This is a genomic window from Pseudomonas saxonica, assembly GCF_007858365.1.
GTDB classification, from domain to species: Bacteria; Pseudomonadota; Gammaproteobacteria; order Pseudomonadales; family Pseudomonadaceae; genus Aquipseudomonas; species Aquipseudomonas saxonica.
Window position 1 is genome coordinate 1 of sequence record NZ_VFIO01000015.1, and the last position, 19,316, is coordinate 19,316.

Genomic DNA, 19,316 nt, shown 5'->3' on the forward strand with positions numbered 1-19,316 from the left:
GTGAGTGAGTCGATATCGATCTACAACAGCGAGCGTCCGCACCAGTCTTTGAAATACAAAACGCCCGATGCAATGCATCGGGCGTTGGGGTGAAACAGGTGTAAACCTATTTCAGGACTAGACACTGAACGTCAGCGGCCTTCCAGCAGCTCAGCGGCTTGATCCAATAACGCCAAAGGATCTGCTGCTTTATGAATATCGACCGACAGCAACTGCCTGAATCGCCGTGCGCCCGGGAAACCCTGACCCAATCCAAGAATATGCCGCGTGATGTGATGCATCGAACCACCCGCTGCGATATGCGCGGCGATGTAAGGTCGTAACAGTGACAACGCTTGTGCCCGGCTAATCACAGGGGCAGTACTGCCGAATAGCTGCTGATCGACCTCCGCCAAAATATACGGATTGTGATAAGCCTCCCGGCCGAGCATCACACCATCGAACACCTGCAAGTGTTCCTGGCATTGTTCAAGGGTTTTGATGCCGCCATTGAGGATGATCTCGAGTTCAGGAAAGTCCTTTTTAACCTGCGCTGCCACGTCATAGCGCAGGGGCGGGATGTCACGGTTTTCCTTGGGTGAAAGCCCTTCCAGAATGGCAATGCGCGCGTGCACAGTGAAACTGGTGCATCCGGCGTCGCGCACCGTACCGACGAAATCACAAAGCTCGGCATAACTGTCGCGGCCGTTGATACCGATGCGATGCTTGACTGTGACGGGTATCGACACCGCGTCGCGCATGGCTTTCACACAATCGGCCACGAGGGCCGGGTGTGCCATCAAACAAGCGCCGATCATATTGTTCTGCACCCGATCACTGGGGCAGCCGACATTCAGATTTACCTCGTCATACCCGGCCTCCTGCGCCATGCGCGCGCATACGGCCAGATCTGCCGGAGTGCTGCCGCCCAATTGCAGGGCTAGAGGGTGCTCGGTCTCGTCATGGCGCAAAAAGCGTTCGGCATCCCCGTTGATCAACGCGCCAGTGGTGACCATTTCGGTATACAGCAATGCGTTTTTGGACAGCAGGCGCAGGAAGAAACGGCAATGACGGTCTGTCCAATCCATCATGGGTGCAACAGAAAACCTCCTAGATACCGAATCTATGGGGTGGGCTAGGTTTTCTGCGGGTTTGGTGTGCATTCTGGTAACTCTCTTTCACTACTGTTGAGCGCTGTTTTTGCTTGTTTTTGAATGCTCGTTGCTACAATGTAGCAAATCCGAATACTCGTGTAGCAAAATCATGGGCACTATCACCGTTCGCAAGCGCAAGGATGGATCGACGGGTTACACCGCGCAGATCCGCATCATGCAAAAGGGTGTGACAGTTTATCAGGAAAGCCAGACATTCGACCGCAAGGCGACCGCGCAGACCTGGATCAAACGTGTCGAAACTGAGATGTCAGTTCCTGGAGCAATCGAGAAGGCCAATCGATCAGGTGTGACGGTCAAGGAGATGATCGACCGCTACCTCCTTGAGTACGAAAAGCTGAGGCCCTTAGGGAAGACCAAGCGCGCCACGCTCAAAGCTATCGGTGAGACCTGGCTGGGCAAGCTGGAGGATCGAGAGATCACCAGCCAGAAGCTGGTCGAGTACGCCGACGGGCGAATGGTGAATGACGGCATACAGGCGCAGACCGTGGGCAATGACCTGGCTCACTTGGGTGCCGTGCTTTCGGTGGCGCGGCCAGCTTGGGGCTATGACATCGACCCTATGGCCATGCCCGATGCGCGCAAGGTTTTGCGCAAGATGGGCGCGGTTACACGCAGCAAGGAAAGGAACCGTCGCCCAACACTTGAAGAGCTGGACAAGCTCTTTGGGTATTTCAGCGAAATGCGTGATAGGCGCAAGCAAGAAATCGATATGGTGCGCGTGACGGCGTTTGCCTTGTTCTCTACCCGCCGGCAGGAAGAGATCACGCGCATTAAATGGGATGCTCTGGACGAAGCTCGTCAGATGGTCCTGGTCACCGACATGAAAAACCCGGGTCAGAAATACGGCAATGACGTTTGGTGTCATGTGCCTGATGAAGCGTGGCGAATCATGCAGTCGATGCCTAAAGTTGCTGACGACATTTTCCCTTACAACTCCCGATCAATATCTGCGTCCTTCACGCGTGCCTGTCACTTTCTTGAAATCGAAGATCTGCACTTTCACGACCTGCGCCATGATGGCGTCAGCCGTCTATTTGAAATGGGGTGGGATATCCCGAAAGTCGCCTCTGTTTCCGGCCACCGGGATTGGAACTCGATGCGCAGATATACGCATTTGAAGGGGGAGGGAGACCACTATAAAAACTGGCCTTGGCTGGAGCGGATAGTAGCGGGCCCCATTATTGAGGCCCGGAAGCGAATCAAGAAACGCGGCGAAGACTAGAGTTACGCATCAGCTTGTCATGCTCGGTGCGCGCACGATTGTGCTGAGCATCGAGATAAGCCGCTAAGTCATTGAGGTGAACACCTCGCGCGGATTTCTGGCTGCGCTCCATCGGTACCAGGGGAAGGTCGATTTGGCCAGACGCCACTTTTATTTTCATCTTATCGGGCGTCAGGTGGCTGAAGTAATCAGCGCATATCCGTTCGAGTGGAATGATCGCTTGGCCACCGTACTGCGCCAAAAGCAGGAATTGTGTGTTCATGGCTATATCTCCAAGCCGCTTCGATTGTCGGTAGTGGGTTGTTGAGTTTTTTCAGGTTTGGCGCTTGAAGTCAGTGCACCTCACGATGAATGTGCTGATATCGCGTTGAATCGGCGGCATGGTCTTGAAGGGAAGGGCGCTGCAGTCGTGGGGGGGCATGCTGGCAAGCGCAGCACATGCCGCCTTGGGGTGATGGGTGATGGCGTCTTACTCCCGGCGCGCCCAGCTAACACATGGTCCGTCTTCGGTATCGAAAATCCCGAGGAGGAACCACTCCGGCCCAGGTGCTTCCGGATTCCAGCCGAGGCAGTGACACTCACCGTCGTCATAGGGGTGATGACCGTCGATATCAGCCTCCATGTACCACTGCTGCAGCACTAGGCGCTGGTCAGCGATCCAGGCTTTAAAGGCTGTGTAGTCCTCATCGAATTCGGGCAGATCGGGATGATCCCACCAGCCGTCTTCATTCCGCACGACAGCAACAGGCTGGATCAAAACAGTTTCTTCAGGCATGACTTCGTCCTTGCCGCTAACGCGGCTGATTTTGTAATGGGGATTCGGCGTTATCGTTCAGAAATGGTTTTTATGTTGATTCTTCCAGCTGAAACCAGTCGGCAACCCCGGGATATGTAGCTACTGATATAAAATGATATTGAAATGCCATCTATCTGCTTTAGACTCTCTTCATCACGTGAGAGAGAACAAGCATGGACGCACAGAAGATTGATGCTCTAAAACTAGAAGCGAAGCGCGTTGCCCTAGAACGATTTGGCGCTACATCATCTGCTGAGATCGAATCGATTCTTGCGGTGCTGTCCTATGAGCAGACATTGTTCCAAAAACATGGCAAGCGACAGCAAGCTGCTTACACATGGCGCATGCTGCGGGAGCACGGAATCATTCCAGGCGTCGAAAGAGTCGTAACTAGGGAAGCAGAAACGCAAGGCTACAAAGCGCTCACCAGCCTCGGCTTGCAGGATTTTGCTTTTGAGGCTGTGGTCGTTCGACATCCGGAGATCTTCTCTAAGGATGCCGTTGAAGATTCAAAGTCACGTCTTCAAAACTTCGAAGACGCGTTAAGTTCCCGTCATCAGTATTGGTGGGTGAACCATAAACAGACGTTTAAAGCTGAGTTTGAGGGTGGCTATATTTGGTCGCCAAAAGCCAATGCTAATGGGGCTCGCAATAGAACATATGACAATCTGACTCATGTGGCCCCCGGAGATATTGTTTTCTCTTATGCGGATGGGCTTATCAAGGCAATAGGTGTTGCAAGCAAGCGCCACTCTGAGTCTATAAAGCCAGAGGCCTTTGGGTTGGCAGGTGCCAACTGGGCTGATAGCGGGTGGCTGGTGCCAATAGAATGGACGGCGTTACCTTTGCCTGTTGCGCCAAAAGCATACATTGCACGTATTCAGCCGTTATTGCCGCAGAAGCATTCTCCCTTGCAGGCTAACGGTAATGGAAACCAGGGCTGCTACTTTGCTGCGATTTCTCCAGCGTTAGGCCGGCTGATTCTGGATCTAATCGGGCAACTTAGCCCTGATGCGGTAGAGGCTGTTCAGGACGTTACGCAACAGATAGAGACAGACCTAGCTGAAATTGAAATCCTAATTGCTGAAGAAATTCCTGAGACAGAGAAGGAGCAACTGGTCCGGTCTCGCCGCGGGCAGGGGGTTTTTCGGCAACGAGTTTTGCTGATCGAGTCGCAGTGCCGGCTCACAGGTGTTACTGATCAGAGCTTTCTGATTGCCAGCCATATTAAACCGTGGAAAGACTGCGTTAATGCTGAGCGACTAGACGGAAGCAACGGTCTGATGTTAGCCCCACATATCGACAAACTATTTGATCGTGGGTGGATTTCTTTTAGCGACAATGGCGACGTGCTTTCTGCCCCTGGTGTTGAAAAGGTAATGGAAGCATGGAATATCGGCTCGATTAAAAACGTTGATCAATTCAGTCCAGGACAATGCCAATATCTTGATTACCATAGAAGTAGTGTGTTTAAGGGGCGGGATTCCTGAAGTACCTCGCAGTAGCTCAGGAATACTACTTCTGAGTCCACGGCTTGGCCGATGGCAAAAATGGGCGTACTGGGTTTTATAATCGAAGGCATGTTTCTTCAGGTGCACAGATATAAGTAGAGCTCGCCGGGTGGAGGGTAACTAAGCAGCTTGAGTTTGGGTAGTAGGCTGCCATTCACTGAACCCAACACGTTGAGCTTTCGTCTTAAGGTTGATGATTGGACGGCCTTCTGTATCGTTCATGGTGCGCTTCGCTCTGATGCGCAGATCCCGACATTTAGTGGTCTTGCGAGCTAGCTCAATGAACTGCTCAGCGTACTGCGGAGCATCAAGTAGCGATGAAAGCTGTCGAACCGTCCCCTCTCTTGATCTGCTCAGTTTTCTTTCCGACCAGTTCAAGCCATTCAGTTAGTGGCATTGGTTCCACACCGCCTGGTGCTGTCAGGTTTTTACGCGTGCCTTTGGTGCGCTTCCTGGCCTCGGCCTGCGCAACGTCGTGGGTCATTCAAAACACTGCAAATGTGCTCATCCGTTTTCTCCAGGTAGCCTTCGGCATGGCTTGAGCTAGCGTGATTTGTTGAAGTCGGGTATTTGTGTTCGGCCGGCATGGAGCCGGAGTGCCCTTGATCAGGACGGGATTTGAAAGATGCTAAAAATATTTGTCGCACCTTTGGTATTACTTTTCTCGGCATCTTGCCTTGCAGACTTAAAGCAAACAGCTCCGGATTCGGTTTGCTCATTTCTGAGTGATTTGGATCTGAAGGGGCGGAAGTGGACTGACTATGGTGACGGTACGTCTGGGTGCGCAAGTAACTACAAGGACATTGGTAGCGGCTACCCGTTGGCTAACAACCTTGCATTTTATGCGGCAGGCAGTGATTCAACTGTTGATCAGGTAAAGCTGGTTCTCAATTTTAATCAGACGAAGTCTGTGGGTATGTCGATCAGCGCACTTGGTAAGGCTTCGGAAAAACTTTCCCTCAAAGCCCTAGGAGCCCAACTCCCAAACAGTATTAAAAAGGCCATTGTTCTCGGTCAGCCCTTAACAGCTGCGGCGGGCACAGGAACCATTGAGGTAGTTCGCGATGATTGGCCTACAGGTAAAGGTTATGAAATTCAGGTGATCATGAAATGAAATGGACTCAAGCCTGCAGCCATTTAAGCGAGCTCCTGCATGTCGGTAGGCTGAGCTGATGCGCGCGTAAGCTGATCTGTAAGCTGGGTTGGCAGGTAACGCAAAATAAGTGTTCCTGCCTCCTTGTCGAACTCGATCTTGGAGCCAAGCAAGTGCTGCTTGAAGCTGATAGACAACCCATCAGTACGTTCGGAGAAGCGGCGGAACTGATTCAGGGTGCGTTTATCTGCCGGAATCTCCGGGGGCAGGCCATATTCCTTATTGCGAATGAAGTCGTAGAAGGCTGTCGGGCGGTCTTCGTCGAGCAGCTCTGATAGCTCGTAGAGGGTGATCGGCTCTCCAATCTTGGCTTGGGCTAAGGAGTAGTTGACCAGGTTGGTCGTTTTCTCGCGGGCTCACTCGTTGCCCAGATCCTCGCTTTCCACAAAGTCGCTGAATGCCTTCAGCAGGGTGCGAGTTTCACTAGGGCCGTCTATTCCTTCCTGGCAGCCGATGAAGTCGCGGAAGTAGTGGTTCAGGCGCTGGCCCTGCTTGCCCTTTAGGTACGAGATGTACTGCTTCGACTGGTGGTTGTTCTGCCACTCACTGATGTTGATGCGCGCGGCCAGGCGGATGTGATCCAGGTCCAGGCGATTCACCGTCATCAGGGTCAGTTCTTCGGTCATGGTCAGCGCCTCGGTTTCCTGCACCAGGGCGATGACCAGGTATTCGGTCAGGCCTTGCTGGTAGTGGCAGAAGAGGGCATGTCCGCCGGTTGTCAGGTTTGACTCTTCCATCAGCCTGGTCAGGTGCTCGACGGCTACGGTGCTGAATTCCAGGAAGTCGCTGCTGCCGGTCAGATACTTGTTGAGCCAGCCGCTGAGTGGATGCGCACCTGACTCGGAATGAAAGAAACCCCAGCCCTTGCCTGCTGTGGCGTTGTAGCTTTCGTTGAGCTGGCTCATTAGGTCGTCGCGGGTCTGAGATTCGACCAGCTCTGTATCACTGACGTGCAGCGCAGCAGGGGAGCCGTCTGGCTTCTTATCGATCTTGTGGATTGCGCTATGAAGTACGGGCATTGTGGTTATCTCGGGTAGGCGCCGCCCTCCGGTGGCCGGTGGTGGCATTTTGGTTTCGGTTGAGGTATTACAAGTGACCGGCATGGGGCCAGGTTGAGGAGATATTCATGGTTGATAATGGTCTTGTGTCGCCGCCAACCAATGCGGAAGTAGCAGAACTGCTAAATATTCCAGAGGCGCAGGTTGAGACCTATCGCCTAGACACCATCAGGGCTGGGGATATTTGGCGGGTTTCCCTAGCGAGGCAAATTCTTTCGCCACTTAGGCCACGAGGATCAAGCGAGTCCTTGCCTGCCAACCTTATCCTCGAGATTCCAATTTTAAGCAGGTAGGCGCTGACGTCCGTAACCGGTGGTGGCAAATCGGGTGGATGTGGGGTTCTGTAGATCTTTAAAGAAGACTGGAGCTAAGGCATGAGCCTACAAGAAGGGGACCTCGATATCCGCGAGATCGTTCTGAAAAATATTGAGAAAGACGAAGCTGATTGTCGGAAGTTAGGGATACCGCACCGATTCATGCAGCTTTCAGCTCTTTCGCCTACGACGCGGAACTCGCATGCAGACCGTCATGGTTTGCTATTACGGGCGATGAAGTCAGGCACTGGCTGGCACAGGACGACAATGCGATTGGATGCAAATGCAGCTTCACCCTTGTCCTAGTCGACAGCAGTGGTAACCCCCAATTCCCTGATGTCTTGGACCGTACCACGAGCGCAAGGAAGAAGTTTTTCGCTGAACGCCAAGCTGGTCATCATTCCTCATAAGAAATACGCAATGATTCACGCCTGTAGGCCAACTCCAATTTCCGCGACACGTTTTCGCTTATCGTGATTTCGTGTCGCGGAGGCTTTAGAAATTAAGCAGAGCCAGCAGGGCCAAGGCCGTGCAAGTGATGAATCATCAAGGTCATTGCCTCGCCTTGCTCTTTAATCCCGTTCCACGCCATCAATTCAGACAAGGCTATTCGCGTGCCTTCCAGGGTGTGAAGCCGCAACTCCTCCTCTCCGCGAGGCTTTCGTTTTGCAGCCGTCTTTGCGGATCGTTCTTTCTGTTGGGTAGCCATAGCCTACCTCTTCAATTCCGCTGGCCGGCAATTCCAGCCATGTTTGACGTTTACGTTGCTGGATTCGGGCAATGCGTTTCATGCCGCGACCTTTTGCTGACTCCAAGCGCCGACTGCTTCAAAGATCTGCGCTGCGTGATCTTCTTCGAGCGATATCGTCTCTGGAATGGCAATCCAGCCAGAAGCCACCACCTGGCTTTTGTTGGCCGATTCGCGCAACTGCTTGTAGCAATGCTCGATCACGTCCTCCAGATGGTCGGAGAGATAGACTCCATCAGGCGCCACCTCAATGGATTTGCTGTAGCGGTCACCCTGAGCATCAATACAAAGCACGCTTAGATAGATCGTCCAGCGGTGGGCAATGCCGCACACTGCCTGCCCAATCTTCCCGGGTGCGATGCTCTTTAGCGATTTGTAATTGATCATGCCCTGACGTCCACTGGGGTCGATGTTCACTACTGCGACGTGGTTGGCGGCCAGCAGTGCTCGGCATGATCGGTCGATCCGGGCCTTGAGGTTATGCGGTTTACGTTTACTCATTATGCGGCCACCTTCACCAGCCTCACGCCGGCCATGCTGAACTCGGCGCCCAGGTCCGTGACAAGGGCGTCGAGATTTTCCCAATCCACTTTCAGCATCGAGATTGGGGCTTGGCCGAAGGCGACAGCCTTGATCAAAGCATCTAAGTCGTAGACGTCAGCCTGCATCGCTACAGTTTGAGTGGTTTGCGTTGCGGTGGGCTTCTGGGCTGCCTGTGATACCGGAGCGGCTCTGGTCGGGGCCGACGTCGCGACAGGTGCAGACTGAATTACAGGTTCGACGACGGCGGCGGCTTTGGCTTCATCCTCGATCCGTTGCAGCTCTTCGTTTCGAATCCTCGTCTGGGTGGCTTCTGCTGTCACTTGTTCGGCTTTCTGATGGTCAGCGATTCGCACCTTGATCAGCGCCACCAGATCGTCGTTGGCCTTCAAAATAAGCTGCTGGAGGTCATTGAACAAAAACGTGTGGTCTACGGCGAGTTCGCCATAGCTGGCAAGGTTGGCGCGAATGCTGTCACCGATCTGACTGGCGGCAATCTTGGCCCGTGCCAACTCCGAGTCGGCGGCGTCGCGCAGGCTGCTGATCGATTTCTTACCCTTGATGGCGCCGGCAAAGTCGGCATGAGCGGCCGGCATGCGGGCCTTACCGCCCAGCGCTCAGCGCCGACATGAGATCGAATCGCTGCGTACCGTTGCGCGGTACGTCCGCTGGCTATGCATCGGCCAGCTCGGCGTCCATCAGATTGTTAAAGAGCGGCGAGCATCATTCGAGGCCCTTCGCAGCTTTGTGTGATCGTTGCGATGGGTTTAATTTAGCTTTGCGCTAAAGATTGGTCAATAGCCATCAGCTAAATTTATTAGCTTTAAGGTAAAGATATTATTTGGGAGATCTGAAGAGGGGTTTAAGCGATTCTCATTTGAATCTCTTTGCGCTGGCCTTAGCAGTGAGATATGATTTTCTGGTGCTGTATGGATAAACAGTTGTTTCGAGGTTTTACATGGCTATTCAGCAGATAAAAAAAGAAGAAAATGGAGTGGTGATGTCAGGTGTTGAGCGTTTGAGTCTGCGTGTTTCCGAGATGATCAATCACCCAATCGCGCAGCTTCAGCGCTGGGTAACAATTCATCGATTGGACACGGATGGGGATCGGGAGTGGGAAGAGGTTCTGGGGGTCATCGCGGAGACAGACGAGCTTGAGCTAACGCTCAACGATGATGGCAGTGTCACGGTGAGATGGGAGAGGCAAGAAGTGGAGGGCCTGGATACGGGAGAGTCCATGTTTTATCTGGAAGAAGAACCGTCACCTTTCTGATACGCAAAAGAAAGCCCGCACGTGGCGGGCTTCAGTCTCAATTGTGCAATCTGGCTAAATTAGCTTTTGTAGGAAAGTTCGCCAAATAGGGAATGGTTGATCCTGATTTCCTTCAACACCTCTACGGCTTCCTTTTTTTCTTTATAGGGGCCGATAACAACTACTGCCCCGTCAGGGCTTTCGCAGGGCCAGCCGTCGTCGCTCACGATTTTCTGTGTCGCATTAAACTCCATACCGGGCCTGCAAGGTATGCGAACTGTCCAGCCCTCAGAGGGAGTCACCCGAAGAGTTTGTTCAACATCAGAGCCACAGTGCTTACATTTTACTGCCGCGTTCTTGATAGTTTCAGCGCAAAAAGGGCAGGGTCGGGCATCCATCTCGGCTGGGGTTGATGCGGGTGAGGCAGATATCTTTCCGCCAAAAATCAGCATTATTAGGCCTGCCAGGGCAATCATCCCGCCCACTATTGTGTGTACTTGGCGGTCAGCCATAAGCCCGAGGTTATTTACCCTGCCCATGCCTGTAGAGACTGATACGTCCATGCTCAGCGCAAATATCACCCAGCTCACACCCACTACCAAGGCAAAAATCCCCAATCCCTTCATGTAACTGCCTCTCTAAGTTAAGCCAGAACTTTACCATTCGTGGCGTGCGGCCACCATTGAAGGTAAGGCTTTAAGTATTGCGACCGAGATTCACCAGCTCTGGTAAAGTCACATTGCCATTACAAAGGGAAAAAATCATGAAGGGAATAGCCATTCTAGTCTTCGCAGCCGCGATGCTCAGTGGGTGTGCGGGATCCGTATGGAAAGCTACCGGTACGACAGATGAATTCACCGACAAGACCACCATGATGGTCACCACCGAGAATTACACGGCTGGCAGCTCTATCATTACCAGCTCGCTTAAGTTCTATCCGGTCGTTCGAAAGGAGGGTGGGGAGATCTACGTGGGCCTAATGTCGGGCGGGAGATTTAAGATTCCTGTTGGAACCGTTCAAATTCGGATCGACCAGAATGAGGCGTGGACAATTACGCCGCAGGAGACGCCAGTTGGGTTAATTCCCGCTTCACCAGAACTGACGTTAGGGTTGCCTGCGGAACAGGCTGAGCTGATTAAAAAGACCCAAGCTCAAGCGATGGAGAATGTCTACAAAATGATGAGCCCCTATACAGTGACCGGTGGGGACAAAGCAAAGTCAATCTTGCGGCAGATGCTTGCAGCGCGGGTTCTAAAGTTCCGGACTGTTGGCTTCAACCAAGCTGGATCCACCACTGGCGAGGTCGTGCTGGATGATTCGCTCGCCCAATCACTCAAGCTGATCGGTATTGACCCCAATGCGCTGTAGGTTAAACGGCGAAGGCTAGATACTAGAAGCCCGGCACTGGGCCGGGCAGATGTAGTTAGAGTTGCGGGGATAGCTGGGCAATTACATTATCGCCAGCTCATAAGAGTCAACAATCCTCTGCGCGAGTCTGCTCGGAACGGTACAAGACGGCTCAAGGTTGAAAGCAACGTACTTCAGGCCGTGCCGTAGCTCTTGCGTTGCCTTACTTAATAGAGCCCCACGATTGCCCCTGTTCACTGCCGCTTCCAGACCGAATCAACCTTTGCGCAAATCCACATTAAAGAACGATCACACATATTCGCCGAATCCAGTAGCTGTTGAGCCTCTTGGTGCCTGTCCTCCTGAATCAGGTGCCACGCTTTAACGCGCATCTTGTGACCGTGGTCATAAAGTTTTTCGGATGCTCTCGCTATACCCTCGGTACCAGAAGGTTTTTGCATGGGGAGGTCTCCTACGTATTCACAACGAAAAGTCGCAGCCCAGCGGTGGGCTAAACCAGGTTGGCGTTCCAGACGAGAAGGACTCGGGCTTGAATGTATGTCTCATCCTTTCGAATTTTGCGCGTGCCATGCTTGTCGTTGTCCGAGATCATTTCAAAGTGCTCCTCATCGATGATCTGCAGGCGCTTGATGTAAAGGTGCCCCTGCCAAGAAAACAGATAAATGCCATCCCCGGAAAACTCGCGGATCGTTACGTCTACAAGCAGCGGGTCACGGTGTTTAATCGTCGGAGCCATTGACTGCCCCCAACCTGTCACCATTTTCAGATGGAAGTGTTCTTTGAACTCAACACCCATTTCGCGCAGGTGCTTGGGGCTAACCCTTACGTCCTGAAGCATTTCAGGGTAGTCATGAGGCACTTCTCCGCCTCCCATGGCACCTCGGACGTCATAGTGGGCAATCCACACTTCGTCCCCAACTTGACCCGGCTGGAAAAAGTCCACGTCGAGTACATTACTGGACCCATCTGCCGCCGCAACGATGCGGTCTCGGACTTCGCTCGAAAGCCCCTTAACCCTGGCAAGCATAAGCTTCACCTGATCAGCGGCTGTTTGAGCCGGCAGTGTCTCTTTGCCCGGCAACTCGCTTTCGGAGATTTCTGACGGCGGGTGGTTGCCTGTCGCATCGAGCGGCAATGAATCAAACCATCCCCTAGGTAGACCTTCAATAGTCTCTATTCGGCGCGCGACCTCATCGCCCAAATTCTTGGCGGTCTTATCCGACAAAATCTGACTGAGATGCGCAGGCGCCATCCCCCAGCGTTCAGCGCATGCGCCTTTCTTCTGGCTGCCGATCAGGCGGATCAATTGCTGCTTGCGAATCGCATAAATATCCATGCGAGCAAGAATGCCAGCGTTTAGCTCAATGCTAAATGTGCTCAAAGCTAAATATTCCTTGATTCAATGTTAGCTATAAGCTAAATTTCGCTCATGTGTAAGGAGAGCTCCAATGAATGACCATCTGCGTGACTGGCTAGCCAGTGCACCCAATGACCGGCGCAAGGCTGTGGCGGACGCCGCAAAGACTACGGTTGGACACCTTTGGCAGTTGGCAGGTGGTCACCGAAAAGCATCGGCCGAGCTTGCAGATCGCTTGCAAGACGCTTCGGGCGGCGAGATCACCATCGCAGGTCTTCGCCCGGATCTTCTCTGTTTGGCTCGCAAAGTTCTGCGCGGCGCCGCGTGATAACCGATTCGCCGATCGATGAAGCCAGATTAGAAGAGAGCAGTCCTCATGCACACGTCCAGTTCCAGACACACAACGCAAACCCGTGATCAGGTACTGGTCGCTCACGCGGCAAATCAGATTGCCCGCACCCACTTGAGCCAGGACGACTTCGCTCAAGCACTAAGCCGCGAACTGCATTTGGCTTGCTCAGGGAAGGCGGGCAGCAAGGATGTACCTGACTTCAATGATCCAAAGTTGACCAGTGATGCCAGTGAGTTTGTGAAAGCCACAGGCCGCTGGTTACGACGGGTACACCGCTGGATTTCTGGCGAATCCGAGTTTCCCTCTTGGCTCGAAGAAGCTTGGGTGAGTGCTCTCGAACCTGAATACCGGGATCAGTGCATCAACGAACTGGCCAGCCGCCACGGATTGGTGGGAGCTCGTTTATTGCTGACAGCGGGATGCGCTAACAAGAGCTACGGGGCCTTGATCCGCGTGTTCGGTGAGTTGATCGCAACCGGAAGTGAAATTTTTGACGATCAAATCATGGGCGCCGAAGACATGCCGCATTTGCCCGAGTTTGTGAGGGAGTGCCGTCAAGCCATGTCGCGTCTGAGCGAGCTTGAGGACAAGGCGACCACGCTTATCAGCGAGGCCCAGCCACCCTTGAGATCAATCGCCTGAATGACAGCCACAAAAAAGCCGACGGTCGAGGTCGGCTCATTCATTAACACTTTGTGAGGCCGATTATATGCAAACCCAGCCACATATCAATACTCACTCAGGTGTCGCGACACGTTTTGCGAATACCGAAAACGTGTCACGCAATTCCTCAGTGATTCCTTTCGATTTTAATGGCGCCGCCATTCGTGTCATCACCGACACACTTGGCGATCCTTGGTTTGTCGCGCGCGATGTTGCCGATGCACTGGGATATTCCAAGCCAGAGAACGCTATTGCCCGCCACTGCAAGGCTGCGACCACTACCCCGAAACAGGGGGGTGGTTTCATGACCATCATCCCGGAGCGCGATTTGTACCGCTTAGTGATGAAGTCCAAGCTTCCCGCCGCTGAGCATTTTGAAGAGTGGGTGGTGGGTCAAGTCCTGCCGACCATTCGGAAGACTGGCAGGTACTCTCCTCAAGGTCCGGACAACTCCAAGATTATTGGTGAATTGGCCATCCTGAAATGCTTCGACCGACTGCTCAAGCCAGCGCCCTCTAGCAAAATGATGATGTTGGCCCAGATTGCTGCCAACAACGGACTGGACGCCAAGTTTCTCCCTGGCTACGCGGTGGATGCCGCATCTGATGCCAGCGGCGGCAGCTCAATGCCGACCAAATCTATAACCGCACTCATCAAAGAAAAAGGAATCAGCAGCACAGCAGCGGCTTTCAATCGTCTACTGGCTGCTCACGGCTTCCTGAAAACGCTGACCCGAGTCAACTCAAAGCGTGAAATCGTCGAGTTTTGGGGTGTCACCGACAAAGGCCTGAAGTACGGCAAGAACCTTACCAGCCCTCAATGCCCCCGTGAAACCCAGCCTCATTGGTACGTGGACCGCTTCATTGAGTTGGCTGCACTGGTCGGGAAGGCCTGACATGCAGTACACGATCACCATCAACCAGCCGAAGGCACTGGAGTGGGGCTTGAATGCACAGCAAACCCTGCTGTTTGCGTTTGTCTATGAATGCCCAAGCTGGGCCAATCCGATCAAGACCGACACGGGGATCTACTTTGCCTTGAGTAAGGCCAAAATCGTTGACGAACTGCCACTGCTCACCGACAAGCCCGACACCGCTTACCGTCTTCTCAAGGCATTGCGTGATGCGGGTCTTATCGATTTATCCAGCACTTCCAGCATCACTTTGGTTCGGCTTACTGAGAAGGCCAAAGAGTGGAATCGAAAAATTGACGGGTCGGAAAAATATCCGACCTCAGATGCTATCGATGGTCGGATAAAAATCCGATCTACCACGGATAAAAATCCGAGCAAGGTCGGAAATAAATCCGAGTCAGGGTCGGATAAATTTCCGATAAATCAGGGTACCAATAATCAGGATATCAGTCAGGTAACCAGTAATCAGGCTTTGCCGGACGGCTCGGGCAAGCCGAACCGATCTGGCCTGAAACTGGTCATTGATCATTCCGAAGCCCCGCGGGTTGAAATCCCAGCGGACATGCCGGGGCCAAAAGACCAAACCTGCAAAACCTTCAAGGCATGGGCGAATTACGCCATGGCGTATCGCAAGCGCTACAGCGTCTGGCCGGTCTGGAACGCCAAGGTTGGCGGGCAACTTGGTCAACTGGTCGACCGCCTTGGGGCCGATGTCGCTCACCACGTCGCAGCTCACTACCTGAAAAACAGCGATGCAGGCGTTGTGCGCAAGTGCCACAGCCTCAACGAGCTGCTGGCCAATGCCGAGAGCTACCACACCCAATGGGTCACTAACCGCCAGATGAATGCGACCACCGCGAATCAAATCGAGCGCAAACAAGCGAACCTGACTGCCGGCCAGGACGCGGCCCGTCGGATCATGAGTCGCGAAGGGAGGAAAACCAATGAATTCCTTTGAGCGCATGACCCCCGAACAGGTCGCACAACTGGCCTTGGCCATCACTGCGACTGCCGAGGTGCTCGGCCAATCGTTGACGGCCGATGCCGCCGAGATGATGGCTGATGACCTTGCCGATCACCCAGCGAGCACCATCGCCGGTGCGCTGAAGTCATGCCGCCGCGAGTTGAACGGAAAGTTGACCTTGGCTGCCATTCTTCAACGAGTTCAAGCCGCCGACGGGCGTCCGGGCAAGGATGAGGCGTGGGCCATTGCTATGACCACCAATGACGAATTTGAAACCATAGTACTGACCGACGAAATACATCTGGCCTTGGCCGCTGCAAAGCCTGTTCTCGATGCGGGCGATAAGGTCGGCGCGCGCATGGCGTTCATCAGTGCTTATGAGCGATTCGTTGGGCAGGCCCGCGAGGAAGCTAAGCCAGTCAACTGGCATGTTTCGATCGGCTTCGACTCCAACCGCCGCATTCAGGCCGTCACTCGCGCTGTGCAGATGCAACGTATTCCCCGGGAGCGCGGCATGTTGTATTTGACTGATCTGGCACATGAAGCGGTCACTGAGGATGGGCGCGCTATTGCTGGGTTGCTGACGGGAACTCCTTGTCAACCTTCCGATAAAGTCCGCACCAAGCTGGAAGCGATTCGCGCCGACCTGGATCTGAAACGCAAAGAGAAGGCTGCCGCCCGCGAGGCCGAGCGCTGTCGGGTCATTGCTGCACTGAACCTTCGTAAAACCACTCTGATCAGCCAAGCGGCTGCCATCCAATCCAAGGAGGCCGCCCGTGGCCGATGATGTTGATTTTGCAGAAGAGCGAATTGAGAAAGAGCTGGCCTCTGCCCTTGCTGCTCGCGTGATTTACAGCGGCGAAAGCGCTCTCGAATGCGAGTGTGGCGAGGAAATCTCCAAAGGTCGCCGCCTTGCAGTGCCCGGTGTTCGTGATTGCATCACTTGTGCTGAGCAGGCAGCGTTGAAAATGCGAGGTGTGCGCCGTGGCTGAGGTCGCACTAATTCGCACCGCACAAGGGCTAGTGCCAGCCACGGAGGCAGACCGCGAATTGACTCAGAAGTGGAAGCTGGGCCAAGTCATCCACGGAAAATTCACCAAAATGCGTAATGCCAAGTTTCACGGCAAGTTTTTCTCAATGCTGGATCTGGCATGGGAATACTGGGAGCCAGTCGGCGGGCTTATTCCGCGGCAGGAGCTTCGCGGCATTCAGGGACTGGCCAAGTTCTTTGAAGCGCAGAGTGGAAAGCCCGGGCAGCTATCGGATGCAGTGGCGGCCTACATCTCAGGTCTTGAGTCTACTCGGGCTGAGCGTTTTCCTGCAGTCGATAAAAGCCGTGAAGCCTTTCGGGAGTGGGTAACGATCGAGGCGGGTCACTTTCACTTGGTGCACACACCTGAGGGGATTCGCAAAGAGGCCAAGTCGATCAGTTGGTCGAGCATGGATGACCTTGCATTTGAGCCACTGTATCGCGACGTGTTCAATGCTTGTTGGCGGCTGGTGTTGTCGGCGCACTTTGAAACGGAGCAAGACGCGTTGAGCGCTGCGGATCAGATAAGGAGTTACGCATGAGTCTCCCCGCCGTCAAACAGCCTCGTTCCAAGAACTGCAGCGTTCCACAGTGCAGGGCCTCATTCGTCCCCCGGGAGAGCTTCCAGACATGGTGCTCGCCGGACTGCGCAGTCGTCATTGCTCGCGGCAAGCAGGAAAAAAAACGCAAGTCGCTGGCTCAGGTTGAGCGCCGCGAAATCAAGATCCGCAAGGAGAAGCTGAAGAGCAGGGCGGATCACATCAAAGACACTCAGATCGCGTTCAACGCTTGGGTCCGCGCCCGCGATGCTGAATTGCCGTGTGTTAGTTGTGGTCGGCACCATCAGGGCAAGTATGACGCTGGCCACTACCGCACGGTAGGGGGTAATCCGGCCTTGCGGTTTGAGCCGTTGAACTGTCACCGCCAATGCTCGCCGTGTAACAGCCAGCTTTCCGGGAATATCGTGAAATACAGAATTGAGCTGGTAAAGCGGATTGGAATAGAGAGGGTTGACTGGCTGGAAGGCCCACATGAACCCAAAAAGTACACAGTCGAACAATTAAAGGTGATGACTGCTGAGTACCGGGCAAAGACAAGAGAACTGAAGAGGGCGGCAGCATGAAGATCAACTCAGCGCGACAAGCTTGGCATGACTGCAATTACAACCCGGCTCCAGGACAAACCTCAGATGCTGCAGAGCTTGGAGTGATGGTTCAGGGGACTCGGCGTGGTCCGACTGCGGATCATGCGGTACATGGCGCCTTGGCCGGACAGATTCAGTCTGCGATAGCGCGCCTTCACTCTCAACTGCGTGCTTTCGGTAATGCCATGTACGCAGCTGAGCCGAATGATAATGATCGGGAGATGGCAGAAGAGGCTGTGTTTAACCTGGCGTGTTCGCGTGTCGAGCGGATGACATCCAGTAAAAGGGATCGGGCGGAGTACGTGGCGAAGGGAGTATTCCGTCGGTACCGCTACATGCACCAGGGCGGGCAGTCATCCAATCCCGATCCACTGATTAAACCTGAGGTGTTTCGGACGTGGCTTAAGTCCGAGTATGGCGTGAACCTGATTTCGGATCGTTGGGGGCGTGATTGGGAGCCATTTGTGCAGCTTTGTTTTGATGCGTGCTATGACATTGACGCTCAAGCGCTAAGCCCAATTGGTGGGGTAATTTATAAGATGAAAGAGGCAGCTTGACTTCCCGCCCGGCTAGCGGCAATATTCCCCCACAGTTAGTATTTTGCCTACGGCAACTTCCTTAAGAGAACCCGACCATTGTGTCGGGTTTTTTGTGGCTCAAAGATTTTGGCTGTACCCATAGCCTGCCTTGGGATTGAGGCTTGCTCTCAATCCCTACGCTCGCTTCTACTCTCGTTAAGCCAGTGCCAAACTTTCCACCTCTCGGCCTGTGACCGGGTCTTTCATCGAAGAACGAATGAAACGACCGGTCGCTGTGATCTGATCCAGAACTGCATCCACTGCCTGCATAGTATTGGGTTGGCGTGCATATCGTGTGCGCAGTAAGTAATCGAGAGAATAATCTTTTACGCTCGACAGCCCTTCTTTAGTCTTGCCAATGGGCATTTCTGTCACGCCTGCAGCGCGGTATGCATCCACCAGACGCTCAATATAGAAACCTGCTTGAGCCCCGCCATGTGGCATGTCGATCCAATCTGGATCGGCTGGGCTAACGCGGATCGAGGTCTCAAGGGCTTTGAGAGCTGCTTCCAATTGCTCCATTTTGGACGTGTGAAGGAAGTCTACGAGTCGATCCCCCTGAGCTTGGTGCACGCCGAGAGCACGGCACAAGTCTGCCTTGCGCATGCCGCGTTTCATCATCTCGTTCCAGAGAGCGATTTTCGCCACAGTTACTGCAGGCAAGTGAATGACATGCTCGCCTTCTTGTGCCGGTGTTGCTTCAGGGATAGCACGACGCTGATCGACATATAGAGAAAGGGTGGTTTCAATTGCGTCCAGGGCTTCGCGAATTGCGTGCTCTTGGTCGTCGCCATAGCTATTCAGTTCTGGCAGATCGCGACAGAAGATAGCTAGACCGGGAGCGGCGTCTTTTTCAAAGCGGATAGCGTAGTCGTACATGGTCACTCCTTTTTTGAGGTGATGAATTCAGCTCAGATTCAGAAGGGGCTCTCAGAGCCCCAGTTGTTTAATGATCGCCTTGCGGGTCGGTTCTGGTATTTCTTTACTGCCGTGATCCGCAAAGGTGCTCCTGTTACCGTTTGGGGCGGTGACTTTGAAGTGGCTTCCCTTGCCTGCTTCGAAGATCACCCCTTGGGCCTTCAACCATCGTCTGAACTCGCTGAACTTCATCACCTCGCCTCATTGTTGGATGAGTCCATTTTACAACACTTCTGTTTTAATACAACACTTATGTGTTGTTTTGGTCATGCCATAGTGG

24 protein-coding genes and 3 pseudogenes are annotated in these 19,316 nt (G+C 53.6%); 15 read left to right on the top strand and 12 right to left on the bottom strand.

Translation table 11 applies throughout. The features are described 5' to 3' along the window. Nucleotides 1-121, top strand: a pseudogene (locus tag FJD38_RS22525) (integrase core domain-containing protein); the annotation flags it as partial. A gap of 10 nt (nucleotides 122-131) precedes the next feature. On the opposite strand, the gene dusA reads toward FJD38_RS22525, so the two are convergent. Continuing rightward, nucleotides 132-1,142, bottom strand: a complete 1,011-nt coding sequence (gene dusA / locus FJD38_RS22530) for a tRNA dihydrouridine(20/20a) synthase DusA (protein WP_146387674.1) — start codon at nucleotides 1,140-1,142, stop codon at nucleotides 132-134. Between the two features lie 100 nt (nucleotides 1,143-1,242). On the opposite strand from dusA, the gene FJD38_RS22535 reads away from it, so the two are divergent. Continuing rightward, the gene (locus FJD38_RS22535) at nucleotides 1,243-2,376 is read left to right on the top strand and encodes a tyrosine-type recombinase/integrase (protein ID WP_146387676.1); all 1,134 of its coding nucleotides are present in this window, start codon (nucleotides 1,243-1,245) and stop codon (nucleotides 2,374-2,376) included. Here FJD38_RS22535 and FJD38_RS22540 read toward each other — a convergent pair. Further along, nucleotides 2,354-2,638, bottom strand: coding sequence for a pyocin activator PrtN family protein (locus tag FJD38_RS22540; protein WP_146387678.1), 285 nt, complete (start codon nucleotides 2,636-2,638; stop codon nucleotides 2,354-2,356). The genes FJD38_RS22535 and FJD38_RS22540 overlap by 23 nt on opposite strands. 207 nt (nucleotides 2,639-2,845) lie before the next feature. Continuing rightward, nucleotides 2,846-3,151 carry a hypothetical protein gene (locus tag FJD38_RS22545; RefSeq protein ID WP_146387680.1) on the bottom strand — a complete coding sequence of 102 codons (306 nt, stop codon included), beginning with the start codon at nucleotides 3,149-3,151 and terminating at the stop codon, nucleotides 2,846-2,848. A 194-nt stretch (nucleotides 3,152-3,345) separates the two neighbouring features. Here FJD38_RS22545 and FJD38_RS22550 point away from each other — a divergent pair, with 194 nt between their 5' ends. Then, nucleotides 3,346-4,662: an HNH endonuclease gene (locus tag FJD38_RS22550; RefSeq protein WP_208727538.1), complete on the top strand. Its 1,317-nt coding sequence runs from the start codon at nucleotides 3,346-3,348 to the stop codon at nucleotides 4,660-4,662. Nucleotides 4,663-4,990: 328 nt separating this feature from the next. Here the strand turns inward: FJD38_RS22550 and FJD38_RS24900 are convergent, their stop codons facing one another. Beyond that, nucleotides 4,991-5,167, bottom strand: a complete 177-nt coding sequence (locus FJD38_RS24900) for a hypothetical protein (protein WP_244302793.1) — start codon at nucleotides 5,165-5,167, stop codon at nucleotides 4,991-4,993. 141 nt (nucleotides 5,168-5,308) lie between these two features. Here FJD38_RS24900 and FJD38_RS22565 point away from each other — a divergent pair, with 141 nt between their 5' ends. Next, nucleotides 5,309-5,797 carry a hypothetical protein gene (locus tag FJD38_RS22565; RefSeq protein WP_146387683.1) on the top strand — a complete coding sequence of 163 codons (489 nt, stop codon included), beginning with the start codon at nucleotides 5,309-5,311 and terminating at the stop codon, nucleotides 5,795-5,797. Nucleotides 5,798-5,820: 23 nt separating this feature from the next. Here FJD38_RS22565 and yejK read toward each other — a convergent pair. The 4 genes and pseudogenes from yejK to FJD38_RS22585 all read right to left on the bottom strand — a co-directional run bounded on the left by yejK (nucleotide 5,821) and on the right by FJD38_RS22585 (nucleotide 9,092). Further along, nucleotides 5,821-6,855, bottom strand: a pseudogene (gene yejK / locus FJD38_RS22570) (nucleoid-associated protein YejK). A 750-nt stretch (nucleotides 6,856-7,605) separates the two neighbouring features. Further along, nucleotides 7,606-7,917, bottom strand: a pseudogene (locus FJD38_RS22575) (hypothetical protein). Nucleotides 7,918-7,995: 78 nt separating this feature from the next. Further along, nucleotides 7,996-8,457: a hypothetical protein gene (locus FJD38_RS22580; RefSeq protein ID WP_146387685.1), complete on the bottom strand. Its 462-nt coding sequence runs from the start codon at nucleotides 8,455-8,457 to the stop codon at nucleotides 7,996-7,998. After that, nucleotides 8,457-9,092, bottom strand: a complete 636-nt coding sequence (locus tag FJD38_RS22585) for a hypothetical protein (protein WP_244302794.1) — start codon at nucleotides 9,090-9,092, stop codon at nucleotides 8,457-8,459. Before FJD38_RS22585 ends, FJD38_RS22580 begins: the two co-directional genes overlap by 1 nt. Before the next feature lie 362 nt (nucleotides 9,093-9,454). Between FJD38_RS22585 and FJD38_RS22590 the strand changes: the two genes are divergently transcribed. Next, nucleotides 9,455-9,769 carry a DUF1654 domain-containing protein gene (locus tag FJD38_RS22590; RefSeq protein ID WP_244302795.1) on the top strand — a complete coding sequence of 105 codons (315 nt, stop codon included), beginning with the start codon at nucleotides 9,455-9,457 and terminating at the stop codon, nucleotides 9,767-9,769. A 59-nt stretch (nucleotides 9,770-9,828) separates the two neighbouring features. Here the strand turns inward: FJD38_RS22590 and FJD38_RS22595 are convergent, their stop codons facing one another. Continuing rightward, nucleotides 9,829-10,374 carry a hypothetical protein gene (locus FJD38_RS22595; protein ID WP_146387687.1) on the bottom strand — a complete coding sequence of 182 codons (546 nt, stop codon included), beginning with the start codon at nucleotides 10,372-10,374 and terminating at the stop codon, nucleotides 9,829-9,831. Between the two features lie 137 nt (nucleotides 10,375-10,511). Between FJD38_RS22595 and FJD38_RS22600 the strand changes: the two genes are divergently transcribed. Then, on the top strand, nucleotides 10,512-11,117 hold the full coding sequence (locus FJD38_RS22600) for a hypothetical protein (protein WP_146387689.1): 606 nt from the start codon (nucleotides 10,512-10,514) through the stop codon (nucleotides 11,115-11,117). A 490-nt stretch (nucleotides 11,118-11,607) separates the two neighbouring features. Here the strand turns inward: FJD38_RS22600 and FJD38_RS22605 are convergent, their stop codons facing one another. Then, nucleotides 11,608-12,453, bottom strand: coding sequence for a S24 family peptidase (locus FJD38_RS22605; RefSeq protein ID WP_146387813.1), 846 nt, complete (start codon nucleotides 12,451-12,453; stop codon nucleotides 11,608-11,610). Between the two features lie 112 nt (nucleotides 12,454-12,565). Between FJD38_RS22605 and FJD38_RS22610 the strand changes: the two genes are divergently transcribed. The 9 genes from FJD38_RS22610 to FJD38_RS22650 all read left to right on the top strand — a co-directional run bounded on the left by FJD38_RS22610 (nucleotide 12,566) and on the right by FJD38_RS22650 (nucleotide 18,097). Beyond that, nucleotides 12,566-12,802, top strand: coding sequence for a helix-turn-helix domain-containing protein (locus FJD38_RS22610; RefSeq protein ID WP_146387691.1), 237 nt, complete (start codon nucleotides 12,566-12,568; stop codon nucleotides 12,800-12,802). A gap of 48 nt (nucleotides 12,803-12,850) precedes the next feature. After that, nucleotides 12,851-13,468, top strand: coding sequence for a hypothetical protein (locus tag FJD38_RS22615; RefSeq protein ID WP_146387693.1), 618 nt, complete (start codon nucleotides 12,851-12,853; stop codon nucleotides 13,466-13,468). 67 nt (nucleotides 13,469-13,535) lie between these two features. After that, complete coding sequence (locus FJD38_RS22620; RefSeq protein ID WP_146387695.1) at nucleotides 13,536-14,384, top strand: BRO-N domain-containing protein; 849 nt, start codon at nucleotides 13,536-13,538, stop codon at nucleotides 14,382-14,384. A gap of 1 nt (nucleotide 14,385) precedes the next feature. After that, nucleotides 14,386-15,360 carry a phage replication protein gene (locus FJD38_RS22625; RefSeq protein ID WP_146387697.1) on the top strand — a complete coding sequence of 325 codons (975 nt, stop codon included), beginning with the start codon at nucleotides 14,386-14,388 and terminating at the stop codon, nucleotides 15,358-15,360. Next, on the top strand, nucleotides 15,347-16,153 hold the full coding sequence (locus FJD38_RS22630; protein WP_146387699.1) for a hypothetical protein: 807 nt from the start codon (nucleotides 15,347-15,349) through the stop codon (nucleotides 16,151-16,153). The genes FJD38_RS22625 and FJD38_RS22630 overlap by 14 nt, the downstream gene beginning before the upstream one ends. Further along, entirely contained in the window at nucleotides 16,143-16,358 is a 216-nt protein-coding gene (locus FJD38_RS22635) for a TraR/DksA C4-type zinc finger protein (RefSeq protein ID WP_146387701.1), read from the top strand. Before FJD38_RS22630 ends, FJD38_RS22635 begins: the two co-directional genes overlap by 11 nt. Continuing rightward, entirely contained in the window at nucleotides 16,351-16,938 is a 588-nt protein-coding gene (locus FJD38_RS22640; RefSeq protein WP_146387702.1) for a DUF1367 family protein, read from the top strand. Before FJD38_RS22635 ends, FJD38_RS22640 begins: the two co-directional genes overlap by 8 nt. Then, nucleotides 16,935-17,519, top strand: coding sequence for a recombination protein NinG (locus FJD38_RS22645; protein ID WP_146387704.1), 585 nt, complete (start codon nucleotides 16,935-16,937; stop codon nucleotides 17,517-17,519). Before FJD38_RS22640 ends, FJD38_RS22645 begins: the two co-directional genes overlap by 4 nt. Continuing rightward, on the top strand, nucleotides 17,516-18,097 hold the full coding sequence (locus FJD38_RS22650) for a hypothetical protein (protein ID WP_146387706.1): 582 nt from the start codon (nucleotides 17,516-17,518) through the stop codon (nucleotides 18,095-18,097). Before FJD38_RS22645 ends, FJD38_RS22650 begins: the two co-directional genes overlap by 4 nt. Before the next feature lie 177 nt (nucleotides 18,098-18,274). Here FJD38_RS22650 and FJD38_RS24905 read toward each other — a convergent pair whose 3' ends face one another. Both FJD38_RS24905 and FJD38_RS22660 read right to left on the bottom strand, forming a co-directional pair. After that, the gene (locus FJD38_RS24905) at nucleotides 18,275-18,997 is read right to left on the bottom strand and encodes a type II toxin-antitoxin system HicB family antitoxin (protein ID WP_244302796.1); all 723 of its coding nucleotides are present in this window, start codon (nucleotides 18,995-18,997) and stop codon (nucleotides 18,275-18,277) included. 51 nt (nucleotides 18,998-19,048) lie between these two features. After that, nucleotides 19,049-19,228, bottom strand: a complete 180-nt coding sequence (locus FJD38_RS22660; RefSeq protein WP_146387708.1) for a type II toxin-antitoxin system HicA family toxin — start codon at nucleotides 19,226-19,228, stop codon at nucleotides 19,049-19,051. Nucleotides 19,229-19,316: the final 88 nt, after the last annotated feature.

Bases quoted from the DNA above. Each gene is read 5' to 3' on its own strand.
- FJD38_RS22585 (WP_244302794.1), bottom strand. From the start codon at position 9,092: ATGCCGGCCGCTCATGCCGACTTTGCCGGCGCCATCAAGGGTAAGAAA.
- FJD38_RS22565 (WP_146387683.1), top strand. From the start codon at position 5,309: ATGCTAAAAATATTTGTCGCACCTTTGGTATTACTTTTCTCGGCATCT.
- FJD38_RS22610 (WP_146387691.1), top strand. From the start codon at position 12,566: ATGAATGACCATCTGCGTGACTGGCTAGCCAGTGCACCCAATGACCGG.
- FJD38_RS24905 (WP_244302796.1), bottom strand. From the start codon at position 18,997: ATGTACGACTACGCTATCCGCTTTGAAAAAGACGCCGCTCCCGGTCTA.
- FJD38_RS22615 (WP_146387693.1), top strand. From the start codon at position 12,851: ATGCACACGTCCAGTTCCAGACACACAACGCAAACCCGTGATCAGGTA.
- FJD38_RS22595 (WP_146387687.1), bottom strand. From the start codon at position 10,374: ATGAAGGGATTGGGGATTTTTGCCTTGGTAGTGGGTGTGAGCTGGGTG.
- FJD38_RS22605 (WP_146387813.1), bottom strand. From the start codon at position 12,453: ATGGATATTTATGCGATTCGCAAGCAGCAATTGATCCGCCTGATCGGC.
- FJD38_RS22645 (WP_146387704.1), top strand. From the start codon at position 16,935: ATGAGTCTCCCCGCCGTCAAACAGCCTCGTTCCAAGAACTGCAGCGTT.
- FJD38_RS22660 (WP_146387708.1), bottom strand. From the start codon at position 19,228: ATGAAGTTCAGCGAGTTCAGACGATGGTTGAAGGCCCAAGGGGTGATC.
- FJD38_RS22650 (WP_146387706.1), top strand. From the start codon at position 17,516: ATGAAGATCAACTCAGCGCGACAAGCTTGGCATGACTGCAATTACAAC.
- FJD38_RS22600 (WP_146387689.1), top strand. From the start codon at position 10,512: ATGAAGGGAATAGCCATTCTAGTCTTCGCAGCCGCGATGCTCAGTGGG.
- FJD38_RS22535 (WP_146387676.1), top strand. From the start codon at position 1,243: ATGGGCACTATCACCGTTCGCAAGCGCAAGGATGGATCGACGGGTTAC.
- FJD38_RS22620 (WP_146387695.1), top strand. From the start codon at position 13,536: ATGCAAACCCAGCCACATATCAATACTCACTCAGGTGTCGCGACACGT.
- FJD38_RS22540 (WP_146387678.1), bottom strand. From the start codon at position 2,638: ATGAACACACAATTCCTGCTTTTGGCGCAGTACGGTGGCCAAGCGATC.
- FJD38_RS22625 (WP_146387697.1), top strand. From the start codon at position 14,386: ATGCAGTACACGATCACCATCAACCAGCCGAAGGCACTGGAGTGGGGC.
- dusA (WP_146387674.1), bottom strand. From the start codon at position 1,142: ATGCACACCAAACCCGCAGAAAACCTAGCCCACCCCATAGATTCGGTA.
- FJD38_RS22545 (WP_146387680.1), bottom strand. From the start codon at position 3,151: ATGCCTGAAGAAACTGTTTTGATCCAGCCTGTTGCTGTCGTGCGGAAT.
- FJD38_RS22550 (WP_208727538.1), top strand. From the start codon at position 3,346: ATGGACGCACAGAAGATTGATGCTCTAAAACTAGAAGCGAAGCGCGTT.
- FJD38_RS22580 (WP_146387685.1), bottom strand. From the start codon at position 8,457: ATGAGTAAACGTAAACCGCATAACCTCAAGGCCCGGATCGACCGATCA.
- FJD38_RS22590 (WP_244302795.1), top strand. From the start codon at position 9,455: ATGGCTATTCAGCAGATAAAAAAAGAAGAAAATGGAGTGGTGATGTCA.
- FJD38_RS24900 (WP_244302793.1), bottom strand. From the start codon at position 5,167: ATGACCCACGACGTTGCGCAGGCCGAGGCCAGGAAGCGCACCAAAGGC.
- FJD38_RS22630 (WP_146387699.1), top strand. From the start codon at position 15,347: ATGAATTCCTTTGAGCGCATGACCCCCGAACAGGTCGCACAACTGGCC.